The sequence below is a fragment of the Quadrisphaera setariae genome, from assembly GCF_008041935.1.
Lineage (GTDB): Bacteria > Actinomycetota > Actinomycetes > Actinomycetales > Quadrisphaeraceae > Quadrisphaera > Quadrisphaera setariae.
In genome coordinates this window covers 320,214-343,000 of the sequence record NZ_VKAC01000002.1, presented here as the reverse complement: position 1 = coordinate 343,000, position 22,787 = coordinate 320,214, and the positions used below count along the sequence as shown (strand labels likewise).

Sequence of the window (22,787 nt, the reverse complement as noted above, 5' to 3'; positions counted from 1 at the left end):
GATCATGGGCAGTCGGCCGCTGACCAGCGAGGTGGCCGATCGCCCATGACCACGGTGGGTCGGTAGCGTTCAGCCGTGCCGAAGAGCCCCAGCACCCTGCTCGCGACCCTCACCGGCACCGACAGGCCCGGCGTCACCGCTGCGGTGCTGGGGGCGCTGGCCGGCCGCGGCCTGGAGGTGCTCGACGTCGAGCAGCACGTGGTCCGCGGCCACCTCACGCTCGCGCTGCTCACCACGCGCGGACCGTCCAGCACCGGTGACGACGACCGCGCGGCCGAGCTGGAGCGGGCGCTGCGCGCCGCCGCCGCCCCCTTCGACCTCGAGGTCACCACCACCCCCGGCGGCAGCAGCGACGACCCGGCCGCCGGCGTCGTCGTCCCGAGCGGTCCCCGCTCGCACGTCACGGTGCTGGCTGCGCCCCTGCGACCCGAGCAGCTGGCGCTGGTGGCCGGCACCGTCGCCGACGCGGGCGCGTCGATCGACGCCGTCCGCAGCCTCGCCACCGCCACCCCCGACCACCCCGTCACCTGCCTGGAGCTCGACGTGCGGGGCGCCGAGCCGGCCGCGCTGCGCCGCGACCTCGCCGCCGTCGCCGCGAGCGCCGGGGTGGACGTGGCCGTCTCACCGGCGGGGCTGGTGCGGCACGGGCGGCGGCTGGTGGTGCTCGACGTCGACTCGACGCTCATCCAGGACGAGGTGATCGAGCTCATCGCGGCGCACGCCGGCCCGGAGGCGCAGCGCGCGGTGGCGGAGGTCACCGAGCGGGCGATGCGCGGCGAGCTCGACTTCGCGGAGTCGCTGCACGAGCGCGTCAAGGCCCTCGCGGGGCTCGACGCCCGCATCCTCGCCGAGGTGCGCGCCGCGGTGCGGCTGACGCCGGGCGCGGAGGTGCTGTGCTCGGTGCTGCAGCGGCTCGGGTTCGTCATGGCGCTGGTCTCGGGCGGGTTCGCCGAGGTGGTGGAGCCGCTGGCGGCGAGCCTGGGCATCGCCCGGGTGCGCGCCAACCGCCTGGAGGTCGTCGACGGCCGGCTCACGGGCCGGGTCCTGGGTGACGTGGTCGACCGGGCCGGCAAGGCGACGGCGCTCCGCGAGTTCGCCCGCGCCGAGGGGCTCGACCTGGACCGCACGGTGGCCGTCGGCGACGGCGCCAACGACCTCGACATGATCGCCGCCGCGGGGCTGGGCGTGGCGTTCAACGCCAAGCCGCTCGTGCGCGAGCAGGCGGACGCGTCGCTCAACAACCCCTACCTCGACAGCGTGCTGCACCTGCTGGGCATCAGCCGCGAGGAGGCCGACGAGGTGCGGCGTCCCGTCAGCGGCGGCGCGGGGGCCGGCGAGCACGCTGCTGACCTGCAGGGCGCGGTGGCGCTGCGCCCGCTGCGCCGGGAGGACCTCCCCCTGCTGGGCCGCTGGCTCGACGAGCCGCGCGTCGCCCGGTGGTGGCCGGACGAGCACACGCCCGAGGCCCTCGAGCGCGACTACGGGCCCGGCATCGACGGCACCGACCCCATCTCCCTGGCGCTGGCGCTGACGGCCGGGGGCCGCGCGTTCGGCTTCGTGCAGACCTACCGCTACGACGACGAGCCCGCCAGCCGCGCGGCGCTGGAGGCCCTGCTGCCCGTGCCGGCCGGGGCGCTGGGGATCGACTACCTCATCGGCGAGCCCGACCTGCAGGGACGGGGCCTGGGCGTCGCCGTCATCGCGGCGGCCGCGGCGGAGGGCCTCGTGCGCCACCCCGACGCGCCCGAGGTCCTGGTCTCCGTGCCGCTGGGCAACCGCGCCTCCTGGCGGGCGCTGGAGAAGGCCGGCTTCGAGCGGGCCGCCGCAGGTGAGATGACTCCTGACAACCCCCTCGACCCGCGCGACCACGTGGTCTACCGGCTGGCCCGGGTCGGCGACGGCTCGACGGCCACCTCCGCCTCGACGTGCCGCTCAGGGGCTGCTGGGATGGGCGCGTGAGCACCTCCAGCACAGGCTTCACCGGGCGGCGCGGCCGCGACCCCCGGCTGCCTCCCGGCCAGTACGACGTGGGCAGCTCCTGGCCGGTGCTGACCGCCGAGGCGACGCCGAACGTCAGCACCGGCACGTGGACCTTCCGGGTGGACGGCGAGGTCACCGCACCCCGCACGTGGACCTGGGACGACGTGCACGCGCTGCCGTCGTCGTCCTACGAGGGCGACATCCACTGCGTCACCACCTGGAGCAAGCTGGGGACCAGCTTCACCGGGGTCAGCCTCGACGCGCTGCTGGACCAGGTCGAGGTGCTGCCCAGCGCCACGCACGTGCTGGCGTGGAGCAGCAGCGGCTACACCACCAACCTGCCCCTGGCGGACGTGACCGGCGGGAAGGCGTGGCTCGTGTGGGAGCACGAGGGGGCGCCGCTGACCGCCGAGCACGGCGGACCGGTGCGGATGCTCGTGCCGCACCTGTACTTCTGGAAGTCCACCAAGTGGGTCGCCGGGCTGCGCCTGCTCGACCACGACGAGCCGGGCTTCTGGGAGCGCAACGGGTACCACGACCGCGGCGAGCCGTGGGCCGAGCAGCGGTACGCCGGTGACTGATGCGCTCCCCGAGCTGCCGCAGCTCGACTCCCCGCGGCGCCGCGTGCCCCCGACCGGCGCCAAGCGCCCGTGGCAGACCGGCACCGTCACCGAGGTCCGCCAGGAGACGCCGCACGCGAAGACGTTCCGCGTGCAGCTGGAGCAGTGGCAGCCCCACCTGCCCGGGCAGAACTACCTCGTGCGCCTCACCGCGCCCGACGGCTACCGCGCGCAGCGCTCGTACAGCGTCGCGAGCCCCCCGGAGGACCCGGGCGTGGTGGAGCTGACGGTCGACAGGCTCCCGGACGGCGAGGTGTCGGGCTACCTGCACGAGCACGTCGCGGTCGGTGATCCGCTGGAGGTCCGCGGACCGTTCGGCGGCTGGTTCGTGTGGCGCGGTGACCGACCGGCGCTGCTCGTGGGTGGCGGCTCGGGTCTGGTTCCGCTGGTGTGCGTGCTGCGGTCTCGCGCGGCTCGCCTGGTCGCAGGTCGCGACAGCGCGCCCGTGCACCTGGTCGCTGCGGCGCGCACGCGCGAGGAGCTCTTCTACTCCGGCGAGCTCACCGGCGCCTTCGCCGACCTCACCACCGCGGTGCTGTCCCGCGAGGACGACGACGCCAGCGGTCGCCCCGCCGGCCGCCTGCGCGCCGACGACCTGCTGCCGGCCGCCGACCGCCTCGGTGCGCTGCGCGCCAGTGGTGGCCCGGGTGCCGACGTGTTCCTGTGCGGGTCCACGCCCTTCACGACGGCGGCCGAGCAGCTGCTGGTGGAGGTCGGCGTGCCCGCGGAGTCCATCCGCGTGGAGCGCTTCGGCCCCTCCTGACCCGCCCCCTCCTCACCCTCGCTCGTAGGTGAGGATGGTTCTCATGTCGAGCGTCCAGCTGCTGCGCCGCGCCAGCCCGCTGGTGCGCCTGCTGGTGCTCAGCCAGCTCGCCTTCAACACCGGCTTCTACCTCGTGCTCCCCTTCCTCGCCGTGCACCTCGCGAGCGACCTGGCCCTCGCCGCCGGCACGGTGGCCCTCGTGCTGGGGCTGCGGACCGCCAGCCAGCAGGGGCTGTTCGTGGTGGGCGGGGTCCTGGCGGACAGGTTCGGCCCCCGTCCCCTCGTGCTCACCGGCTGCGCCGTGCGCGTGGTCGGCTTCGTGCTCCTGGGGACGACGACGAGCGCCACCGGCGTCATCGCCGGTGCCCTGCTCACCGGCGTCGCCGCGGCGATGTTCTCCCCCGCCGTCGAGTCCGAGCTGGCGCGCGCCGCCGGGACGCCCGGGGCGGGCCTCGACCGGCGCGAGGCGTTCGGCCTGTTCTCGGTGGCCGGCCAGGTCGGCGCGCTGGCCGGGCCGGTGCTCGGGTCGGCTCTGCTCCTCGTCGGCTTCCGGGTCACCTGCCTCGTCGCGGCCGCGGTGTTCGTCGTCGTCCTGGTGGGTCACTGGCGGCTGCTGCCCCGCCGCGCCGGAGCTTCCGACAGAGGGACCGGCAGGGCCGGCGGGGCCGGCGGGGCCGACGACGAGCAGCGTCCGCCGCTGGTGGCGGGGGTGGCAGCGGCGCTGCGCGAGCCGGTCTTCCTCGCCGTGGCGCTGGCGCAGGCCGGCTACCTCGTGGTCTACAACCAGCTCTACCTCACGCTGCCGCTGGAGCTGGACCGCGCGGGCGTGCCGCGGGACACCGCCGACGTGGCCGTCGGCGTGCTCTTCGCGGCCTCCGCGGCGCTCGTCGTGGTCGGGCAGATGCCCGTGCTGCGGTGGACCTCCCACCGCTGGACAGCACCGACCGCACTACTGGTCGGCCACGGCCTGCTGGTGGCCGCGGTCCTGGCGGGTGCCGCCTCCCGCCAGGTGGGCGGGGCCACCGCGGCGCTGGCCGGAGCCGCCGCCCTGGTGGTGCTCGTGACGGCCGGGCAGGTGCTGCTCATGCCGGTCGGCCGGGACGTGGTCGCGGCGCTCTCCCCCGCCCGCGACCTCGGCGCGCGCTACGGCCTGGTCTCGACCTGCGGCGGCGTGGCCGTGCTGCTGGGCAGCTGGCTGGTGGGCTCCGTGGTGGACGCCTCCGACCCGACCGGCCCGGCCAGAGCGCTCCCCTGGCTGCTGCTGGCGTCGTTCCCGCTGCTCAGCGCCGGGCTCGTGGCGGGCGTGCGACGCCACCTGCGGAGCGAGCCCGCCGAGGCGCCGCCCGTCGACGAGCCGCCCAGGGACGACAGGGTCACGGCCAGGACGGACAGCGCGACGAGGGAGGCGGCCGGGGCGAGCACGGCCCAGGGCGCCCGCTCCACGTAGGGCATCCCCTCCGCCAGCACGAGGCCCCAGCCGGGGGCCGGCGGCTGCGGCCCGAGGCCCAGGAACCCCAGCGACGCCAGCGCCAGCGCGACGCCCGGCAGGCGCAGCGCCGCGTGGCGCAGCACGGGGGGCAGCACGTCCGGCAGCACGTGGACGAGGAGGAGGCGGGCCCGACCCACCCCCAGCAGCGGCATCACGCGCACGTGCGGCTGGGCGCGGGCCTCGGTGACCAGCGCGGCGGTGTGCGCTGCCAGCGGGGCCCAGGAGACGGCCAGCACGGCGACCGCCGCCCCGAGCGAGCTCGGCCCGAGGACCGCGGCGGTGACGAGACCGGCGAGCACCGGCGGGGCGGCGTTGGCCACCTCGACGGGGCCGGTGGACAGGCGTGGCAGCAGCCCGGCGGCGATGCCGACGGCCGCGGCGAGCGCGCAGACGAGCACCGCGGTGCCGATGGTCGAGGCGGCTCCGTGCCCGACGCGGGCCAGGAGGTCCCTCCCGGAGGCGTCAGCGCCCAGCGGCAGCGCGAGGCTCGGCGGTGCCAGCCGGGAGTGCTCGGGGGCGTAGGGGTCGCGCAGCAGCCCGGCCACCGTGGTGCCGACGAGCAGCACGGCGCAGACCACGGGGACCGTGCGGGCGCCCCAGCCGTGTGCGGCCTCGGGCTCGGCCACGGACAGCCCCGCGGTCCGCAGCGCCCGTCCCAGCACCAGGCGGCGCAGCAGTGCCGCGCCGGCGCCGCAGGCGACACCCACCACGAGCAGCGCCAGGACGCACCCCTGCAGCAGCGGCGCGTCCTGCGCGCCGGCGGCCCCCAGGCTGGTGCGGCCGATGCCGGGGACGGCGAAGATCCGCTCGACGGCCACGGCGCCACCGGCCAGTCCCACGAGCACCATGCCGACCTGCGGGGCGACGCCCGGCACGGCGCGCAGCAGGAGGCCGCCCGCCAGGCGGGCCCGGGTGGTGCCCGCGGTCGCCCACGTCGCCGCCCAGGGCTCGGCGGCGGCGGAGCTGACGGCGTCGGAGAGGAGGCGGCCGAGCAGGCCGCCCGCGGGCAGGCCGAGGGCCAGCGCCGGCAGCACCGCGTGCTGGGGTCCCTCCCAGCCGTAGGGCGGCAGCCAGCGCAGCTGCACGGCGAGCACCACCAGCAGGGCCGTGGCCAGCAGGAACTCCGGCAGGGAGGTCAGCAGCGCGGCAGCAGCACCGCCGCTGCGGCGCGAGTCCCCGCGCACGGCTGCCCGCAGCGCCGGGGCCACCAGGGCGGCAGCGACCACCGCGGCCACCGCGATCGCGAAGCCCATGAGCGTCAGGGACACCGCGAGCCCGCTGATCACGTCGGGCAGCACGGGCCGGCCGCTGACCCAGGAGTCACCCAGGTCTCCGCGGGCCACCCCGGACGCCCACCGCAGGAGCTGGCCCCCGGCGGTGGGGGCCAGGCCGAGGTCCTCCCGCACGGACGCGAGCGCCTCGGGAGTGGCCACCTGCTCCTCGGACCGGGCCCGCAGCACGGTCAGCGCGGGGTCGCGCCCCGACAGCCACGGGAGGGCGCCGACGACGACGAGCGCCGCCGCCAGCGCCCCCAGGCGCGAGACGCCGACCAGCGCACCGGAGGCCAGCGCGCCGGAGGACAGAGCGCCCTGGACACGCCTCACGACGCGGTGGCCCCGACCGTCGTGCGGGTGGTGACCAGGGCGCGCTCGCGCGGGTCGCGCGCGGCGTCCGCCACCCCCGGCTGCTCGCCCTGGAGCACGCGCTCGTGGAGCATCGGCACCGCGGCGTCGGCGTCGAGGATGAGCTTCTCGGCGGCCAGCACGGCCGCGCGGCGCTCGGGGCCGGCGGGCGTGGCCGAGGCCTCGGCGATGGCGGCGTCGACGCCGGGGTCGCAGAACTGCGAGATGTTGAAGGAGCCCTCGCAGCTGAAGTCGCTGGCCAGGTAGGCCACCGGGTCACCGGAGTCGAGCACCGTGGCCCGCGACAGGATGAAGGCGTCGAACGTCCCCGCCAGGGCGTCGGCCTCGATCTGGGCGTACTCGCGCACGTCCTGCCGCACCGTGAACCCGGCGGCCTCGAGCTGGGCCTGCAGCTGCACCGCCACCTCGGGGAGCTCGGCGCGGTCGGTGAAGGTGCCGATGGTGATGGTCCTCCCGGTCGCGGCGCCGGCCGGCGCGGCCACGGGGGTGCGCTGCGGGCGGTCCGCCGTCCACGGCAGCGCCGGGCCGAGCAGGCCCTGCGCGGCGTCGGCGCGGCCCTCGTAGACGGTGTCGACGATCTTCTGCGGGTCGATCGCCGCGCGCGCCGCGGCGCGCACCGCCGGGTCGGCGAAGGCGCCGCGGGAGGTGTTCAGGTACAGGGTGTTGGTGCGGGGCATCTTCACCTCGTGCAGCAGGGCCGGGTCGAGCAGGGAGGCCTGGCCCGCGGGGACGGCCTCGACGAGGTCCGCGGTGCCCGTGCGCAGCGCGGCGGCGCGCGCGGTGCCGTCCGGCACGAACGCCGCGTCGATGCCCGCGGCGGCCGCCTTCTGGCCCCAGTAGCCGTCGAAGCGGTCCAGGGTGGCGCTCGAGGTGCCGTTGACGGCGGTCAGCACGAACGGCCCGGTGGCGTGGCGGACCGGGTCGACCACCGTGGTCCCGGAGCCGTCGGTGGAGTAGGCGGCCGGGGACATGATCGCCAGCTGGGGGCTGGAGAGGCGCTGCGGCAGGAGCGGGTCGGCACCGGTGGTCCGCACGAGCACGGCCTCGTCGGGGGCGGCCGGGTCCACCTCGGCGGTCAGCCCCACGCCGTCGAGGATGCGCGGGGGAGGGGACGCGGAGGCCGCCGCGGTCAGGGAACCGACGACGGCGGCGGCGGTGAGCGCCTGCCCGTCGTGGAACTGCACGCCCTGGCGGACGGTGAAGCGCCAGGTGGTGTCGTCCACCTGCTGCCAGGCGGTGGCGAGCAGGGGCTGCGCGTCGCCGTCCTCGTCGAGGGTGACCAGCGTCTCGACGTTCGACCAGCGCGCCATCTTGAAGGCGTCGTCGGTGATCGTGGAGAAGCCGGAGCGGGGCGGCTGCAGGTGGGCGATGCGGATGCGGGCGTCGCCGGGGGCCGCGGTGCTGCCCGCGGCGCCCGCCCCGTCGTCGGAGCTGCCGGCCGAGCCGGCGAAGCACCCCGTGAGCAGCAGCACCCCGGCCGCGGGGACGGCCAGGCGCAGGGCCAGCCGGCGCGGGGCGCGCAGCGGGCGCCGGTGTCCGGGCAGCTCGGAGGGGGCGCGAGAGGGCAGGGGGGAGCGTGGCACGGGGTCCTCCAGGGTGGGTGGTGCTGGTCGGCGGCACCGGCGGCGGGAGCGCCGGGCTCAGGTGAGGTGCGGGCTGTCCTCGCGGGACGACGGGAGCGGCGCGGACGACGGGAGCGGCGCGGACGACGACGGCAGGCGCGGCAGCGCGTCGACGAGCTCGCGAGCGGCCTCGTGGCGCGGGTCGGTGAGGACGTCGCGCGTGAGGCGGTCCTCCACGAGGCGACCGGCGTGGACGACGGCGGTGCGCTCGCACAGGGCCGCGACGGCGGCGAGGTCGTGGCTGACCACCACGAGGGTGGTGGTGCGCCGGGCCCGCGCGAGCGCGTCGAGGACGTGCGCCCGCAGGGGGGCGTCGAGTCCGCTGACGGGTTCATCGGCCAGGACGAGCGCGGGCCGGGGGGCCAGGGCCCGGGCGATCGCGACGCGCTGGGCCTGGCCCCCGGAGAGCTGGCGGGGCCGGTGGCCGTGGAGCACGGCGCCCACTCCGACGTCCTCGAGGCACTCCGCGGCGCGCTCACGGGCCGCTGAGCTGCCAGCCCGGTGCAGGCCCAGCCTCACCAGCGGCTGCTCGACGGCCTGCAGCGCGGTCAGCCGGGGGTCGAGGCTGGCGGCGCTGTCCTGCGGGACGTGCTGGACCAGCCGCCGGTACCAGCGCAGGGCGCCGCTGCGCCAGTGGGGCCTGACCGGCCTCAGCGCCGCACCCTCCACCGCGTCGTGCACCGGGTCGACGGCGCCGTCGGGGCTGAGCGCGCTGACGGTGCCGGCGTCGGGGGCCTCCAGTGCGAGCAGCACCCGCAGGAGGGTCGACTTGCCCGCACCGGAGCGCCCGAGGAGCGCGAGCGACTCCCCCTCCCGGACGTCCAGGTCGACCCCGTCCAGCACGGTCCGCAGGCCGGCAGGGGTGCGGTACCGGTGCACCAGCCCGCGCGCGCTGAGCACGAGACCAGGCACCCGGCCGTTCGTGGGCCCGGCCTCCGTCCCAGTCATCGCACCGGTCATCGGGAGCCGCCCGCCAGCGCGAGCGGCGGCAGCGCCCGCTCCGCGCGCCGCGCCGCGGCCACCAGGCCTCGTCCCGCAGCGCTGCTGGCTCCGGAGAGCAGCTGCGCGGCCCCGGTGGTCTCGGCAGCGCGTCCGTCCTGGAGCACCACCACGCGGTCGCACAGCGCGGCGGCGACGGCGAGGTCGTGGGTGATGAAGAGGAGCGCGGGCTGCCCCGGGCCGCCCGTGCGCTCGCGCAGGAGCTCCACCACACCGGTCTGCGTGACGACGTCGAGGGCGGTGGTGGGCTCGTCCGCCACGAGCAGCGGCCCGGGGCGGGCGAGCGCCACGGCGAGGCAGACCCGCTGGCGCTGGCCGCCGGAGAGCTCAGCGGGCCGGGCGGCGGCGGTGCGGGCTCCGGGCAGGCCCACGGCGGCGAGCAGCTCGAGGGCCTCGCGGTGGGCGGCGCGTCGACCGCGCCCCAGCGCCCGCAGGGGCGCGGCGACCTGGGCTCCCACGGCGACCAGCGGGTGCAGGGCGCGCGAGGGGTCCTGTCCGACGCTGCTCGGTCGGCTCCCGCCGTCGCGGCGCTGGGGCGGGACGGCGAGGACCTCCTGTCCGCAGACCCGCACCGACCCGCGGACGCGCACGCCTCGGGGGACCCTCCCCAGCACGGCGGACGCGGTGAGGGACTTGCCGGATCCGGACGCGCCGACCACCGCGGTGCGGGCACCCGGCGAGCCCGCTGCGAGCACGTCCAGGTCGACGCCGCGCAGCAGCGCGCGACCGTCGGAAGAGGCCGTCAGTCCACGGACCCGCAGCACCTCCACAGGGAAACAGTAACGGTTCTCATTCCGTGCTGATCACCGGGGTGGCGGTCCCCCGCCGGCCCGCCGACCCGCCGGCCCGCCCGCGTCAGCGGACCCCCGTGAGCGCCAGGGCCGCTGCCCAGCGCTGCGCCGCCTCGGGCCCGGCCAGCCGGCCGCCGCCGTCCACGCCGTCGGCGTGCTGGCGGGCCACGGCCACCAGGTCGACGAGCATCGCGTGGAGGCGGTCGTCGACGTCGGCGCGGCGGGTGTCCGCCAGCGCCCCCACCGCGAGCGCCAGCAGCTGCGGCGCCGTGCGCCGGGCGAACTCGCGCGACCGGGCCCCGGGGCGCCCCCGGCGGCGCGGGCGGTTCTCCTCCACGAAGCGGCGTGCCCAGCTCTCGGCGCCGGGGGCGCGGCGCAGCGCTGCCTCGGTGGCCGGGTCCAGGCGCCCCTCGTCGCGACCGTCGAGCTGGGCTAGCACGCCGTCGCAGGTCAGCACGGCCACGGCGAGCACCCGCTGGCGAGGCTCAGCGGCCACCGGCAGCGCGTGGGCCGCGGCGACGCGCACGAGCCGCGGCGGCAGGTGCGGGTCGGCGCTGGTCAGGCCGACGACGTCGGGGACCAGCGCGCCCAGGCGGGGCCGGGCGGCGTCGCTGGTGCGGTCGTTGATGCAGCGCGCGGCCGTCGCGAGCAGGGGGTCGGTGCAGGAGGGGTGGTCGCTCCACCGCTCCCCCGCCAGGAACGAGGCCATCTCCATGAAGCAGGCACCGCCCCTCGGGCTGCGGTGCCGCCCCGCCGACAGGACCGGCAGGACGTCGGGCGCCGCGGCGTGCGGCGCGGGACCTGGCAGCGAACCCGTGCTCACGGGCCACCTCCGCGCTCGAGGTCTGGGGCTTGCTCGTCTGACGTGCTCGTCCATGGTGCACCCGCGCGGGGGCCGGCGGCAGTCCGAGCGGGCGACTCCCTGGAGGCGCACCGCCGGCGCCCCGCCTAGGGTCTGGCCGTGAGCAGCAGCCCCGCCGACGACAGCGCCGAGAACTCCGAGCACTCCGAGCACTCGACGCCAGGGGTCTACTCGAAGCCCGGCCAGGGGTTCACGCGCGACACCCGCTACATCACCGACCGGGTGGTGCGCGACACCGGCGGCGCGGGGTCGGACCCCGTGGAGGGTCGCGCGGGGGCGCAGCTGTGGCCCGTGGAGGCGGGCCGCTACCGGCTCGTGGCGGCACGCGCCTGCCCGTGGGCCAACCGCGCCATCATCGTGCGCCGCCTGCTCGGCCTGGAGGACGCGATCTCCCTGGGGCTGTGCGGCCCCACCCACGACGAGCGCAGCTGGACCTTCGACCTCGACGAGGGCGGGCGGGACCCGGTGCTCGGGTACGAGCGCCTCCAGGAGGCCTACTTCGCGCGCTTCCCGGACTACCCGCGCGGCATCACGGTGCCGGCGCTGGTCGACGTGCCCACCAGGGCGGTCGTCACCAACGACTTCGCGCAGATGACGCTCGACCTGTCGACCGAGTGGACCGAGCACCACCGCGACGGCGCGCCGGACCTCTACCCCGAGCACCTGCGCGACGAGCTGGACTCCGTCATGCGCCACGTCTACACGGAGGTCAACAACGGCGTGTACCGCGCGGGCTTCGCGGGCTCGCAGGACGCCTACGACGCCGCGCACGACCGGCTCTTCGCGGCCCTGGACACCCTGGAGGAGCGCCTGACCACCCAGCGCTACCTCGTCGGCGACACCATCACCGAGGCCGACGTGCGCCTGTTCACCACGCTGGCCCGCTTCGACGCCGTCTACCACGGCCACTTCAAGTGCAACCGGAACAAGCTCTCGGAGCTGCCGGCGCTGTGGGCCTACGCGCGGGACCTGTTCACCACCCCCGGCTTCGGGGACACCACCGACTTCGAGCAGATCAAGGCGCACTACTACCGGGTGCACCGCGACATCAACCCCTCGGGCATCGTGCCGAAGGGCCCCGACCTGTCCGGCTGGCTCGAGCCGCACCACCGCGAGCAGCTGGGCGGGCGGCCCTTCGGCGACGGGACGCCCCCGCCGCCGGTGCGCCCCGCCGAGCGCGTGCCGTCCTCGGCGACGCCGCTGGGCTGACGTGGGGCTGCGCCGCACCCTCGTGCTGGCGCCCGAACCGGCGTCGGCGCGGCTCGGGCGCTTCGCCGCCGTGGAGCACCTCGCACGGGCGGGGACCGGGCCCGCGCTGACCGAGTCCGTGGTGCTGGTCGTCTCCGAGCTGGTCACCAACGCGGTGCGGCACGCGCCCGGTCCGCTGGAGCTGCTGCTGGAGGCCGACGCGACGTCGGCGTCCGTGGGGGTGCGTGACACCTCCCCCGTGGACCCCGAGCTGGTCGACCCCTACGACGGCGGCGGCCGGGGCATGCTCGTGGTGGCCACCCTCGCCGTGCGCTGGCACGTGGAGCGGGTGCCCGGCGGCAAGGTGGTCTGGGCGCACCTGCGCGACGGCTGAGCGACCGCGTCCGCGGCCGCCGCGCCAGGGGGTCGTCAAGGGGTGTGGAGCGCCACCAGGCGCGCGGACCCCTGCTGCAGGTCGGCCCACTCGTGGTCCACCTCGAGGACGACGGCGGAGCCGGTGCTCACCCCGGCCCGCACCTGTGCGACCAGCCGGCCGTCGGAGCCCTCGCCGGCCAGCGCGGAGGCAGCGCCCGAGACCACGGGCTCGTGCCCGACGAGGACCAGCACACCCACCTCCTCGGGCGTGGCGGCCACGAGGTGGACCAGCGCCCGGGACGAGGTGTCGTACAGGTCCGGCTCCTCGCGGACCGTCCCCGGGTGCAGCGCCGGCGCCATCGCCTCCCACGTCTGCGCGGTGCGCTGGGCGGAGGAGACGAGCACGAGGTCGGGAGAGCCCAGCCCGTGCTCGGCCAGCCAGGCGGCCGTGGAGGCCGCCTGGCTGGCGCCTCGCGGTGCGAGGGCCCGGGAGTGGTCAGTGCCGTCAGGGGCGTCGACGACGGCCTTGCCGTGCCGCACGAGCACCAGCCGGTGCAGCGGGACGTCCGGCTCGGTCGGACGTGCTCCCAGCCCGCTCACGCCAGACCGCTCGGAGCCGTCAGGCGCCGACGGCGTGCACGCCGCCGTCCACGTGGACGATCTCGCCGGTGGTCTTGGGGAACCAGTCCGACAGCAGCGCCACGCAGGCCTGCGCCGGGGGCACCGGGTCCTTGACGTCCCACGCCAGCGGCGCGCGCTCGCTCCAGACGCTCTCGAACGCCTCGAAGCCGGGGATCGCCTTGGCGGCGGTGGTGCGGACCGGGCCGGCGGCCACGAGGTTGCAGCGCACGCCCTCGCCGCCCAGCTCACGGGCCAGGTAGCGGCTGACGGACTCGAAGGCGGCCTTGGCCACGCCCATCCAGCCGTACACCGGCCACGCCAGCGAGGCGTCGAAGGTCAGGCCGACCACGCCGGCGCCGGGGGCCAGCAGCGGGCGGCAGGCCACCACGAGCGACTGCAGGCTGAACGCTGAGACCTGCAGCGCGGTGGAGACGTCGTTCCACTCGGCGGACAGGAACCCGTCGCCCATGACGGCCTGGGGGGCGAAGCCGATGGAGTGCACGACCCCGTCCAGCTTCGCGCCCTCGCCGAGGTGCTCGGTGGTGCGACCGGCCAGCGCGGCCAGGTCGTCGGCGCTGGAGACGTCCAGCTGCACCACCGGCGCGGGCTGCGGCAGGCGGCGCGCGATGACCTCGGTGATGCGCATCTGGCGCCCGAAGCTGCTGAGCACCACGGTGGCGCCCTGCTCCTGCGCGAGGCGCGCGACGTGGAAGGCCATCGAGGTGTCCGTGAGGACCCCCGTGACGAGCAGGCGCTTGCCCTCGAGAAGTCCAGCCATCAGTGACCCATCCCCAATCCTCCGTCGACGGGGACGACCGCCCCGCTGATGTACCCCGCCGCGTCGGAGGCCAGGAAGGCCACGACGCCGGCGACCTCGTCGGCCGCGCCGAAGCGGCCGGCCGGGATCGCCTTCTGGTAGGCCTGCTGCTGCGCCTCGGGCAGCGCGTCGGTCATGGCCGTGCTGATGTAGCCCGGCGCCACGACGTTCGCCGTGATGCCGCGCCCGCCGAGCTCGCGCGTCAGCGAGCGCGCCAGGCCCACGAGCGCGGCCTTGCTGGCCGCGTAGCTGGCCTGGCCGGGCGAGCCGTACAGGCCGACCACGCTGCCGATGAGCACGATGCGGCCGCGCTTGAGGCGGACCATGCCCTTGGCGGCGCGCCGCGCGCACCGGTGGGCGCCACCGAGGTTGGTGTCGAGGACGGCGGCGAAGTCGTCGTCGGTGGCGCGCATGAGGAGGGCGTCGCGGGTGACGCCGGCGTTGGCGACCAGCACCTCGACGGGCCCGTGGGCCTCCTCGGCGCGGGAGAAGGCGGCGTCGACGGACGTGGTGTCGGTCACATCCGCCTGCACGGCGAGCGCACCCTCGGCGACGTCCTCGGGGCGCCCGGTGCGGTACGTGCCCACCACGCGGTCCCCCTGGGCGACGAACGCGGCCGCGATCGCGCGGCCGATCCCCCGGTCAGCCCCCGTCACCAGCACGCTGCGGCCGTCCGGCACGCGCCACCCCCTGCTCCTGGGCCCGTGCGGCCCTCGTCGAGTCCCGTCGACCGGTGCGGCGCTGGCTCGGTGTGAGCAGCGCGACGTCCGGCTCTCGCCGGCGCACGCTACCGGCACGCCGGACGTACGGTTGACCCGTGGCTCGCACGCAGACCCCGAGGTCGGACCGGCGGAGCACCTCCACCACCCCGTCGATCACGTCCGTCGGGCGCTCCCACCAGCAGGACATCAACTCCCGGATGCTCAAGTACAGCATCACGATGGGCATCCGGGTGCTGTGCTTCGGGCTCATCTTCGTGCTCCCGAGCCCCTGGCGGTGGGTGGCGGCGGTCGGCGCGATCTTCCTCCCCTACGTCGCGGTGCTCATCGCCAACGCCGGGCGCGAGCGCCTGCCGGTGAGCTGGGGCTCGGGCAGGTCCCTGCGCGACGTTCCGTCCCCGCACCGCGATCAGCCGGTGGCCGAGCCCTCGGCGCTGCGTCCGGTGCAGGTGGTGCGCGGCGAGACGGTGGACGGCGCCCGCGAGGGCGCGGCCGGGGACGCTCCGGGCGCTGGCGCAGCGGCTCCTGCGCAGCGGGCGGGCGCCGAGCCCCCCACGCCGGGGACCGCCACCGACGACGACCCGCCGCAGGCCCGCGCCAGCTGACGGGCTCACTGACCCGGCCGGCCGAGCTGCCCGGGGCGGACCACGCAGAGCGACGGCACTGCTCCGACCAGCGAGGCGCCGTCACCCCGGGTCCACCAAGAGGGTGACACCGCGCCGGTCCTGCACCGCCACAGCAGATCTGTCGTGCACGATCCTCTCGGCGCGAGACGTCCCCCCGTCGGCTCGCGCTGGCGCCGGGCGGCCCCCCACCGCCCGGCGCCCGCCCGACCACCCCCGGGTCCCCCAGTGCTCCCTCTCGCGACGCTCGCGCCCCCCGGAGAGCAGCCGGGAGCCGTTCATCCCCAGGCAACCCGCAGGACGTCCGGGGTTCCCCGGGGGCCCCGGCGGGTGCGACCATGGGGCCATGGCCTTCGAGCTGCACGAGCCCGCGCCCGACCTGGTCTGCAGCGCACGGGGGTGTCGGGCCGTCGCGGCCCACGCCCTCCTGTGGAACAACCCGCGGCTGCACACCCCCGAGCGGCGCAAGACCTGGCTCGCCTGCGCCGAGCACCTCGACCACCTGTCCGCGCACCTGCAGGTCCGCGGCTTCCTGCGCGAGGTGGAGGCCGTCTCGGCCCCCGCCCCGCTCGCCGGGTCGCGCACGGCCTGACCCCACCGGGGAGGGTCCTGCACGCGCAGGGTCCACCCAGCCGGGCGCCGTACCGTGGAGGGGTGCACCGGCTGCTGCTGCAGCGGCGATGGCTGAGGGCGATCGCCCTCGCCCTGCTGTTCACCCTCGCGTGCCTGGCGCTGGCGCGGTGGCAGTGGGACCGGCGCGTCGAGCGCCTGGCGGCCATCGAGCTGGTGCAGGCCAACTACCACCGCCCTCCGGTGGCCCTGTCCGCCGTCGTGCCTCCTGGCGCGAACGCCCTGCCCGCGGGGAGCACCTGGACCCCGGTGGCCGTCAGCGGCACCTACCTCCCCGGCTCCACCCTCCTCGTGCGGCACCGCCAGCACGCCGACAGCGGGTACGGCTACGAGGTCCTCGTCCCCCTGCAGCTCGACGACGGCCGCGTGCTCGTCGTCGACCGGGGGTGGCTGCCGCCCGACCCGGCCACGGCCGACGCCCCCTCCGCCGTCCCGGCCCCTCCGGCGGGCCGGGTGAGCGCGGTGGTGCGCCTGCGGCCCTCGGAGCCGGTCGACGGGCGCAGTGCGCCGCCCGGACAGGTGCAGGCCGTGGACCTGCCCGGCACCGTCGCCGCCGGGGTCCGCGCGTCCGCGGGGAACGGCACGGCTGCGCAGCTCGTCACCGCCTCCTACGGCGAGCTCGAGGCGCGCAGCGAGCAGCCGGCCCCCTCGGCAACCCCGCCGGCAGCGCCCGACGAGCCCAGCCTCGACGAGGGCCCCCACCTCGGGTACACCGTGCAGTGGCTGCTGTTCGCCGTCGGCGCGTGGGTCTTCCTGGTCGTCCACATGCGTCGCGCCGCCTACGAGGCCGACGTCGCCGCGGGTCGCCGCGAGCGCCGTGCGGAGCTGGTGGTGCGCGACCCGAACCGGCCGCCGACCGACGAGGAGGTCGAGGACGCCGCCGTGGAGGCGATGCTCGCCCACGCGCGCGCCGCCAGCGAGCGGCAGCTGGGTGTCTCCGAGAGCGTCAGGCGGTCCGTCACGCAGCCAGAGGACCGTCGCTGAACTGCGTGCGGTGCAGCTCGGCGTACAGGCCCCCGCGGGCGACCAGCTCGGCGTGGCGCCCGCGCTCCACGACGCGGCCCTCGTCGACCACGCAGATGAGGTCGGCGCTGCGGACCGTGGACAGGCGGTGGGCGATGACGATGCTCGTGCGGCCGACCAGCGCCGCGTCGAGCGCCTCCTGCACCGCGCGCTCGGAGGAGCTGTCGAGGTGCGCGGTGGCCTCGTCGAGGACGACGACGCTGGGCGCCCGCAGCAGCAGCCGCGCCAGCGCCACGCGCTGCTTCTCGCCGCCGGAGAGGCGGTGGCCCCGCTCGCCGACCACGGTGTCCAGCCCCTGCGGCAGCGCGCGCACCACGCCGTCGGCGCGGGCCGCGGCCAGGGCGTCCCACAGGTCCGCCTCGGCGGCGTCGGCGCGGGCGTAGAGGAGGTTGGCGCGGACGGTGTCGTGGAAGAGGTGGGCGTCCTGGCTGACCACGCCCACGCGGCGGCGCAGCTCGGCCTGGGTGGTCTCCCGCACGTCGACGCCGCCGACCCGCACGCTGCCGGAGTCGACGTCGTGCAGGCGCGCCACCAAGGAGGCCAGCGTCGTCTTCCCCGCGCCGCTGCGGCCCACCAGCGCCACGACCTGCCCGGCGGCCGCCGTGATGCTCACGCCGCGCACCACGGGCTCCTCCGGGTCCGCAGCGGCAGGGCCAGCACCGTCTCCGCCACCACCGTCCGCGCCACCGGCAGCACCGGGAGCACCGGGAGCACTGGGAGCCTGCAGCGACGCCAGCGTCGAGACGGCGGGGTAGGTGAAGACGACGTCGCACAGCTCCACGTCGAGCGGGCCCTCCGGCAGGTGCCGCGGGCGCTCGGGGTCGCGCACGGCGGGCGCGAGGTCGAGCACCTCGAAGACCCGCTCGAAGGAGACCAGCGCGGTCATGACGTCCACCTGCACGTTCGCCAGGCCGGTGATGGGGCCGTACAGGCGCGCCAGCAGCGCCGCCAGCGCGACGAGCGAGCCCGTGGTGACCGATCCGCTGATGGCGAGCCACCCGCCCACGCCGTAGACCATCGCCGTCGCCAGCGCGGCGAGCGCGGTCAGGCCCGCGAAGAAGACGCGGCTGCTGAGCGCGGTGCGCACGCCCACGTCGCGGACGGCGGCGGCCTTGGCGCGGAACTGGGCGGACTCGTCGTCGTCGTCGCCGTAGGTCTTCACGAGCAGCGCCCCGGCCACGCCGAAGCGCTCCGTCATGCGCTCGCCCAGGTCGGCGTTGCGCTGCATGGCCTCGCGGCGCAGCGCCGCCAGCCGGCGGCCCACCCTGCGCGCAGGCAGGAGGAACGCCGGCACCACCACCAGCGCCAGCAGCGTGATCTGCCAGCTGAGCACGAGCATCGCGGCCAGCACGGCCACGAGCGTCACCGCGTTGGACAGGACCCCCGCCGCCGTGGAGGTGAAGGCCTGCTGCGCGCCGACGACGTCGCTGTTGAGGCGCGAGACCAGCGCACCCGTCTGGCTGCGGGTGAAGAAGCCGACGGACTGACGCTGGACGTGCTCGAAGACCGCGCTGCGCAGCTCGTAGATGAGGCCCTCGCCGATGCGGGCCGACAGCCACCGCTGCACCAGGGACAGGCCGGCCTCGGCCAGGGCCACGGCGGCCACGAGCAGGGCCAGGACGACGACGACGGAGCGGTCGCCGGTGCGCACGCCGTCGTCGATGAGGTGGCGCAGCAGCAGGGGCGGCACGGCGACGAGAGCGCCGTCCAGCACGACGAGCGCGGTGAAGACCGCCAGCGGCCTGCGGTGGGGCCTCGCCAGGCCCGCGACGCGGCGGAGGGTCCCGGGCGCGAGGCGGTGCTCGCGCACCGACCCGTCGCGGCTGAAGGACCGCATGGCGGCCCAGCCGCTGGTGCTGCTCATCGCAGGGGGTCAACAGGCCGGGAGCGCCGGTGCTTCCCGTCCGCCCCCTGCGTCTCCCGGACGCGGGCCGCCACGCTGTTCGAGCGGACCCGCCTCCGGAGTCGGCTCAGCTCGCCTTGCGCGCACCTCGCGTCGCCCCACCGCGACTGCGGAGTGAGACGTCGCTCTCGGTGAGGATGCGGTGCACGAAGCCGTACGAGCGGCCCGTCTCCGCAGCCAGAGCACGGATGCTGGCGCCCTGGGCGTACTTCGCCTTGAGGTCGTCGGCGAGCGTGGTGCGCTCCCCTCCGGTGATGCGTGCGCCCTTCTTGATCACTGGGTTGTCGCTCACTGTGTTGCCCTCCTGAGTGGTGCTCGACCAGTCCCCTGCTGGCCGCGCCCGTCCACCGCAGTGCTTCGGCGGTGTCCGGAACGACCATGGTGCCCTCCATGGTGCGACCTCGTCACACCTGGTGCCACCGGCATCGATCTTCTCGCGCCGAGGCGCCTGCGCGAACCCCCCGCGCCGCGGCGCCACCAGCTTCGCCCGGACGGCCCCCAGCCGTCCCCCAGCGACCGCCCCGGAGGCGTCCAGCCGACGCACCGGCGAGGTGCCGGGGGATGTCAGGCCAGCGAGACCAGCTCGGCGTACTCCGGGCTCCAGAGGTCTTCCTGGCCGTCGGGGAGGAGCACGACGCGCTCAGGCTCCAGGGCGTGCACGGCGCCCTCGTCGTGGGTGACCAGGACCACCGCTCCCTCGTAGCGGCGCAGCGCGTCGAGGACCTCCTCGCGGCTGGCCGGGTCGAGGTTGTTGGTCGGCTCGTCGAGCAGGAGCACGTTGGCGGCGCTCACCACGAGCATCGCCAGCGCCAACCGCGTCTTCTCCCCGCCGGACAGCACGCCCGCCGGCTTGTGGACGTCGTCACCGATGAAGAGGAACGAGCCCAGCACGCTGCGCACACCGGTGTCGTCGAGGTCGGGTGCCGCCGAGCGCATGTTCTCCAGCACGCTGCGGGAGACGTCGATGGTCTCGTGCTCCTGGGCGTAGTAGCCCAGCCGCAGGCCGTGGCCGGGGAGCACGGCGCCGGTGTCCGGCGTCTCCACACCCCCGAGCAGGCGCAGCAGCGTGGTCTTGCCGGCGCCGTTGAGGCCCAGCACCACCACCTTGCTGCCCTTGTCGATGGCGAGGTCGACCCCGGTGAAGATCTCCAGCGACCCGTAGGACTTGGACAGGTGCTCCGCCGTCAGGGGCGTGCGTCCGCAGGGCGCCGGGGAGGGGAAGCGCAGCTTGGCCACCCGGTCGGCCTGGCGGACGTCCTCCAGGCCCGCGACCAGCTTCTCGGCGCGCTTGGCCATGTTCTGGGCCGCCACGGCCTTGGTCGCCTTGGCGCGCATCTTGTCGGCCTGGGCCATGAGCGTGCCCGCCTTCTTCTCGGCGTTGGCGCGCTCGCGCTTGCGGCGCTCCTCGTCGATGCGGCGCTGGTCGAGGTAGAGCTTCCAGCCGACGTTGTAGAGGTCGAGCTGGGAGCGGTTGGCGTCGAGGTGGAAGACCTTGGTGCAGACCGCCTCGAGCAGGCCGACGTCGTGGCTGATGACCACCAGGCCGCCGGAGTACGTCTTGAGGTGGTCGCGCAGCCAGACGATCGAGTCGGCGTCGAGGTGGTTGGTGGGCTCGTCCAGGAGCAGCACCTCGGCGTCCGAGAAGAGGATCCGCGCCAGCTCCACGCGGCGGCGCTGGCCGCCGGACAGCGTCCCCAGCGGCTGGGCCAGCACCCGCTCGGGCAGGTTCAGGTTCGCGGCGATCCGGTGCGCCTCGGACTCCGCCGCGTACCCGCCGGCGGCGGTGAAGCGCGCCTCGAGCTTGGCGTACCGGTCCATCGCCTTCGTCCGGGCGGCGGGGTCGTCACCGGCCATCTCGGCCTCGGCAGCGCGCATCTTGGCGACCACCGAGTCCAGGTTGCGCGCCGAGAGCACGCGGGCGATGGCCGACTGCTCGAGGTCGCCCGTGCGGGGGTCCTGCGGGAGGTAGCCCACGGGCCCGTCCGAGGTCACCGAGCCGCCGGCCGGCTGGGTCTCCCCGGACAGGACGCGGGTCAGGGTCGTCTTGCCGGCGCCGTTGCGGCCCACCAGGCCCACCCGGTCGCCGCGTCCGACGCGGAAGGTGGCCCCCGAGACCAGCAGGCGGGCGCCGGCGCGGAGCTCTACGTCAGTCGCTGTGATCATGTCCTGCCCATTCTAGGCGCCGCCGGGCTCCCCCTTGGGCGCCTCGGCCCGCTTCTGCCAGGGTGTCCCCGTGGCCATCACCGCTGACCTGCCCGGACGGCTGCCCCGGCGCGCCGTCCTCGCCGACCTCGTCCCCGCCGTCGGCGCGTCCACCCGGGTGCGCGACGCGCTGCTCGTGACCGGGGGCGCCCTGTTCACGGCCCTGCTCGCCCAGGTGGTCGTGCCGCTGCCCGGCACCCCGGTGCCGATCACCGGCCAGACCCTGGCGCTCGTCCTCGTCGCCGCCTCGCTCGGACCGGTGCGGGGTCTGTCGTCGATGGGTCTGTACGCCGTCCTGGGCGCCGTCGGGCTGCCCTTCTACTCCGAGGCGTCCGGCGGCTGGCACGTCGTGGCCGGCGCCACCGGCGGCTACATCGTCGGGTTCCTGCCCGCCGCCTTCCTCATCGGGCTGGCCGCCCGCCACGGCGCCGACCGCCGCTGGTGGCGCGCGGTGCCCCTGTTCGCCGCCGGCCAGCTGGTCGTCTTCGCCGTCGGCGTGCCGTGGCTGGCGCTGGCGACGGGCATGAGCGCCGGCCAGGCCGTGGCCGCCGGCTTCACGCCGTTCCTGCTCGGTGGGCTCGTCAAGGCCGTCATCGCCGGTGTGGCCCTGCCCGGCGCCTGGAAGCTCAGCCGCCGCGCCCGCTGACCGCTCTCGTGATCGTGCAGGAGACCCGCACCCGAGACCTCCGGGGGCGGGTCTCCTGCATCATCGAGCAGGTGGTGGTCGCAGTGGTCAGGCCGCACCGGGCCCGTCGTCAGGAACTGCTCGGCCCGCCCTGACCCGCCTGGGCGCACGCCGCCTGCAGCTGGGCCACCTGCCCCTCGTCTGGGCCGCCGTCCCCCAGCAGCTGGTCGGCCTGGGCGACGACGTCGCCGTCCACACCCGCCGCCTCCGCCGCCCGGACCGCCGCGCGCAGCTGCGCCAGGTCCTGCTCGCTGAGCTGCCCGTCCTCCACGGCGCCGCACACCTGCTGCAGCGCCGCGGCGCGGGCGGCCCCGACCGCCGCGGAGCTGGCGCCCTCCCCCGCCGCGGAGGCGATGTCGCCGGCCGCCGCGCACCCGGCCAGGGCGAGCGCTGCGCCCGCTCCGGCGACGACGGTCATCACGCTGCGTCGTGTGGTGATCACGGGACTAGGGTCGCACGCGCCCGGGCCCGCTGGGTCCCGGACGAAGCGCCCCTGCGGGTGCCGGCTCGGCGCCGACGCGGACCCGGACGCAGCGGGCCCGTCGCGCGACCTCGACGAGGACGGCGCGCCGCGGGTCCGGGACGTCCAGCAGCGGGCCCCGCGGCAGGGCGTGCAGACGTGGCGCCCCGGGGTCGGGAACGCTATCGACCACGGCCGCGACGAGCTGGCGGTCCCCGCCGAGCACCAGCACCTCCGGCGCGAGGCCCCCTGCTCCGGCCGTCGCGCGGCCGAGCACGCCGCCCAGGCCGTCGCGCGCCGCCGCGACGAGGCCGTCGGCCTGGTTGGCGCGCCGGCGGGCGTACCGCTGCTGGCTCCAGCCCCCGGCGGCGGTGCGGGACTGCACGTAGCGCGTGCCATGGGTGCCGTCGAGCAGCTCACCGCCGCGCGCCAGGCCCACGGCCCACCCGCCCCGCCGCGCGAGCACCAGCAGCGCCGTCCGCTCGAGCGCGGCATGAGCGGCCAGCGCTGCGACGCGCTCGCCGACGTCGTCGTCCTCAGGAGCTTCCGCGGAGCACGTCGGGAGCGCCAGGGGCACAGGCAGGGGCGGCCAGGGCACCTCGAGGTCGGCCACCTCGCCGTCGGCGGCCCGCAGCAGCAGGTGCTCCGGCGTCGCCAGCTCATGACGCACGGGACCGTGGGAGGCGGTGAAGCGCGCGACCCAGCCGGCGAGGCGCTCCGGGGCCACCTCGACCAGCCGGCTGGTCACCGGCGGCCCTCCCCCGTGACGCCG

The 22,787-nt window shown here is 76.5% G+C and carries 22 protein-coding genes and 1 pseudogene; 10 read left to right on the top strand and 13 right to left on the bottom strand.

Annotated elements, in window-relative coordinates; translation table 11 throughout:
* The first annotated feature begins 75 nt into the window (after positions 1–75).
* From serB to FMM08_RS23560, 4 genes and pseudogenes are all read left to right on the top strand, one after another.
* Positions 76–1,959 carry a phosphoserine phosphatase SerB gene (serB, locus tag FMM08_RS04820; protein WP_147925186.1) on the top strand — a complete coding sequence of 628 codons (1,884 nt, stop codon included), beginning with the start codon at positions 76–78 and terminating at the stop codon, positions 1,957–1,959.
* Complete coding sequence (locus FMM08_RS04815) at positions 1,956–2,561, top strand: sulfite oxidase-like oxidoreductase (RefSeq protein ID WP_147925185.1); 606 nt, start codon at positions 1,956–1,958, stop codon at positions 2,559–2,561. Before serB ends, FMM08_RS04815 begins: the two co-directional genes overlap by 4 nt.
* Positions 2,554–3,363, top strand: a complete 810-nt coding sequence (locus FMM08_RS04810; RefSeq protein WP_222710409.1) for an FAD-binding oxidoreductase — start codon at positions 2,554–2,556, stop codon at positions 3,361–3,363. The genes FMM08_RS04815 and FMM08_RS04810 overlap by 8 nt, the downstream gene beginning before the upstream one ends.
* A gap of 34 nt (positions 3,364–3,397) precedes the next feature.
* Positions 3,398–4,492: pseudogene (locus tag FMM08_RS23560) on the top strand (MFS transporter); the annotation flags it as partial.
* A 14-nt stretch (positions 4,493–4,506) separates the two neighbouring features.
* Here the strand turns inward: FMM08_RS23560 and FMM08_RS04800 are convergent.
* From FMM08_RS04800 to FMM08_RS04780, 5 genes are all read right to left on the bottom strand, one after another.
* Positions 4,507–6,456: an ABC transporter permease subunit gene (locus tag FMM08_RS04800; protein ID WP_222710408.1), complete on the bottom strand. Its 1,950-nt coding sequence runs from the start codon at positions 6,454–6,456 to the stop codon at positions 4,507–4,509.
* On the bottom strand, positions 6,453–7,805 hold the full coding sequence (locus FMM08_RS04795; RefSeq protein WP_369431669.1) for an ABC transporter substrate-binding protein: 1,353 nt from the start codon (positions 7,803–7,805) through the stop codon (positions 6,453–6,455). Before FMM08_RS04795 ends, FMM08_RS04800 begins: the two co-directional genes overlap by 4 nt.
* A gap of 330 nt (positions 7,806–8,135) precedes the next feature.
* Positions 8,136–9,029 (bottom strand): ABC transporter ATP-binding protein, encoded by an 894-nt coding sequence (locus tag FMM08_RS04790; RefSeq protein ID WP_187279541.1) that lies wholly within the window; start codon positions 9,027–9,029, stop codon positions 8,136–8,138.
* 44 nt (positions 9,030–9,073) lie between these two features.
* Positions 9,074–9,886 carry an ATP-binding cassette domain-containing protein gene (locus FMM08_RS04785; RefSeq protein WP_147925182.1) on the bottom strand — a complete coding sequence of 271 codons (813 nt, stop codon included), beginning with the start codon at positions 9,884–9,886 and terminating at the stop codon, positions 9,074–9,076.
* A gap of 85 nt (positions 9,887–9,971) precedes the next feature.
* A complete protein-coding gene (locus tag FMM08_RS04780) occupies positions 9,972–10,730 on the bottom strand; it encodes a hypothetical protein (protein WP_147925181.1) in 759 nt (252 codons plus the stop codon).
* 132 nt (positions 10,731–10,862) lie between these two features.
* On the opposite strand from FMM08_RS04780, the gene FMM08_RS04775 reads away from it, so the two are divergent.
* Together FMM08_RS04775 and FMM08_RS04770 are read left to right on the top strand one after the other, a co-directional pair.
* The gene (locus FMM08_RS04775; protein WP_439653548.1) at positions 10,863–11,978 is read left to right on the top strand and encodes a glutathione S-transferase family protein; all 1,116 of its coding nucleotides are present in this window, start codon (positions 10,863–10,865) and stop codon (positions 11,976–11,978) included.
* Position 11,979: 1 nt separating this feature from the next.
* A complete protein-coding gene (locus FMM08_RS04770; protein WP_147925179.1) occupies positions 11,980–12,351 on the top strand; it encodes an ATP-binding protein in 372 nt (123 codons plus the stop codon).
* Positions 12,352–12,386: 35 nt separating this feature from the next.
* Here FMM08_RS04770 and FMM08_RS04765 read toward each other — a convergent pair whose 3' ends face one another.
* From FMM08_RS04765 to fabG, 3 genes are read right to left on the bottom strand one after another with little or no spacing between them, the layout of a single operon-like run.
* Positions 12,387–12,932: a SixA phosphatase family protein gene (locus FMM08_RS04765; protein ID WP_147925178.1), complete on the bottom strand. Its 546-nt coding sequence runs from the start codon at positions 12,930–12,932 to the stop codon at positions 12,387–12,389.
* A gap of 19 nt (positions 12,933–12,951) precedes the next feature.
* Positions 12,952–13,731, bottom strand: a complete 780-nt coding sequence (fabI, locus tag FMM08_RS04760; RefSeq protein ID WP_147925177.1) for an enoyl-ACP reductase FabI — start codon at positions 13,729–13,731, stop codon at positions 12,952–12,954.
* Positions 13,731–14,450 (bottom strand): 3-oxoacyl-ACP reductase FabG, encoded by a 720-nt coding sequence (gene fabG, locus FMM08_RS04755; protein WP_147925176.1) that lies wholly within the window; start codon positions 14,448–14,450, stop codon positions 13,731–13,733. Before fabG ends, fabI begins: the two co-directional genes overlap by 1 nt.
* A 137-nt stretch (positions 14,451–14,587) precedes the next feature.
* On the opposite strand from fabG, the gene FMM08_RS04750 reads away from it, so the two are divergent.
* The 3 genes from FMM08_RS04750 to FMM08_RS04740 all read left to right on the top strand — a co-directional run bounded on the left by FMM08_RS04750 (position 14,588) and on the right by FMM08_RS04740 (position 16,726).
* Positions 14,588–15,094, top strand: a complete 507-nt coding sequence (locus FMM08_RS04750; RefSeq protein WP_222710406.1) for a DUF3099 domain-containing protein — start codon at positions 14,588–14,590, stop codon at positions 15,092–15,094.
* 364 nt (positions 15,095–15,458) lie between these two features.
* Positions 15,459–15,704, top strand: coding sequence for an acetone carboxylase (locus FMM08_RS04745; RefSeq protein WP_147925175.1), 246 nt, complete (start codon positions 15,459–15,461; stop codon positions 15,702–15,704).
* Between the two features lie 62 nt (positions 15,705–15,766).
* Positions 15,767–16,726: an SURF1 family cytochrome oxidase biogenesis protein gene (locus FMM08_RS04740; RefSeq protein WP_187279540.1), complete on the top strand. Its 960-nt coding sequence runs from the start codon at positions 15,767–15,769 to the stop codon at positions 16,724–16,726.
* Here FMM08_RS04740 and FMM08_RS04735 read toward each other — a convergent pair.
* From FMM08_RS04735 to FMM08_RS04725, 3 genes are all read right to left on the bottom strand, one after another.
* Complete coding sequence (locus tag FMM08_RS04735) at positions 16,701–18,629, bottom strand: ABC transporter ATP-binding protein (RefSeq protein WP_147925173.1); 1,929 nt, start codon at positions 18,627–18,629, stop codon at positions 16,701–16,703. The genes FMM08_RS04740 and FMM08_RS04735 overlap by 26 nt on opposite strands.
* Before the next feature lie 106 nt (positions 18,630–18,735).
* Complete coding sequence (locus FMM08_RS04730) at positions 18,736–18,960, bottom strand: helix-turn-helix domain-containing protein (protein ID WP_222710405.1); 225 nt, start codon at positions 18,958–18,960, stop codon at positions 18,736–18,738.
* Positions 18,961–19,232: 272 nt separating this feature from the next.
* A complete protein-coding gene (locus tag FMM08_RS04725; protein ID WP_147925172.1) occupies positions 19,233–20,831 on the bottom strand; it encodes an ABC-F family ATP-binding cassette domain-containing protein in 1,599 nt (532 codons plus the stop codon).
* A 76-nt stretch (positions 20,832–20,907) separates the two neighbouring features.
* Between FMM08_RS04725 and FMM08_RS04720 the strand changes: the two genes are divergently transcribed.
* Complete coding sequence (locus FMM08_RS04720; protein WP_439653547.1) at positions 20,908–21,516, top strand: biotin transporter BioY; 609 nt, start codon at positions 20,908–20,910, stop codon at positions 21,514–21,516.
* A 109-nt stretch (positions 21,517–21,625) separates the two neighbouring features.
* On the opposite strand, the gene FMM08_RS04715 is transcribed toward FMM08_RS04720, so the two are convergent.
* On the bottom strand, positions 21,626–21,997 hold the full coding sequence (locus FMM08_RS04715; protein WP_147925171.1) for a hypothetical protein: 372 nt from the start codon (positions 21,995–21,997) through the stop codon (positions 21,626–21,628).
* A 4-nt stretch (positions 21,998–22,001) separates the two neighbouring features.
* Positions 22,002–22,763: an acVLRF1 family peptidyl-tRNA hydrolase gene (locus tag FMM08_RS22850; RefSeq protein ID WP_222710403.1), complete on the bottom strand. Its 762-nt coding sequence runs from the start codon at positions 22,761–22,763 to the stop codon at positions 22,002–22,004.
* Positions 22,764–22,787: the final 24 nt, after the last annotated feature.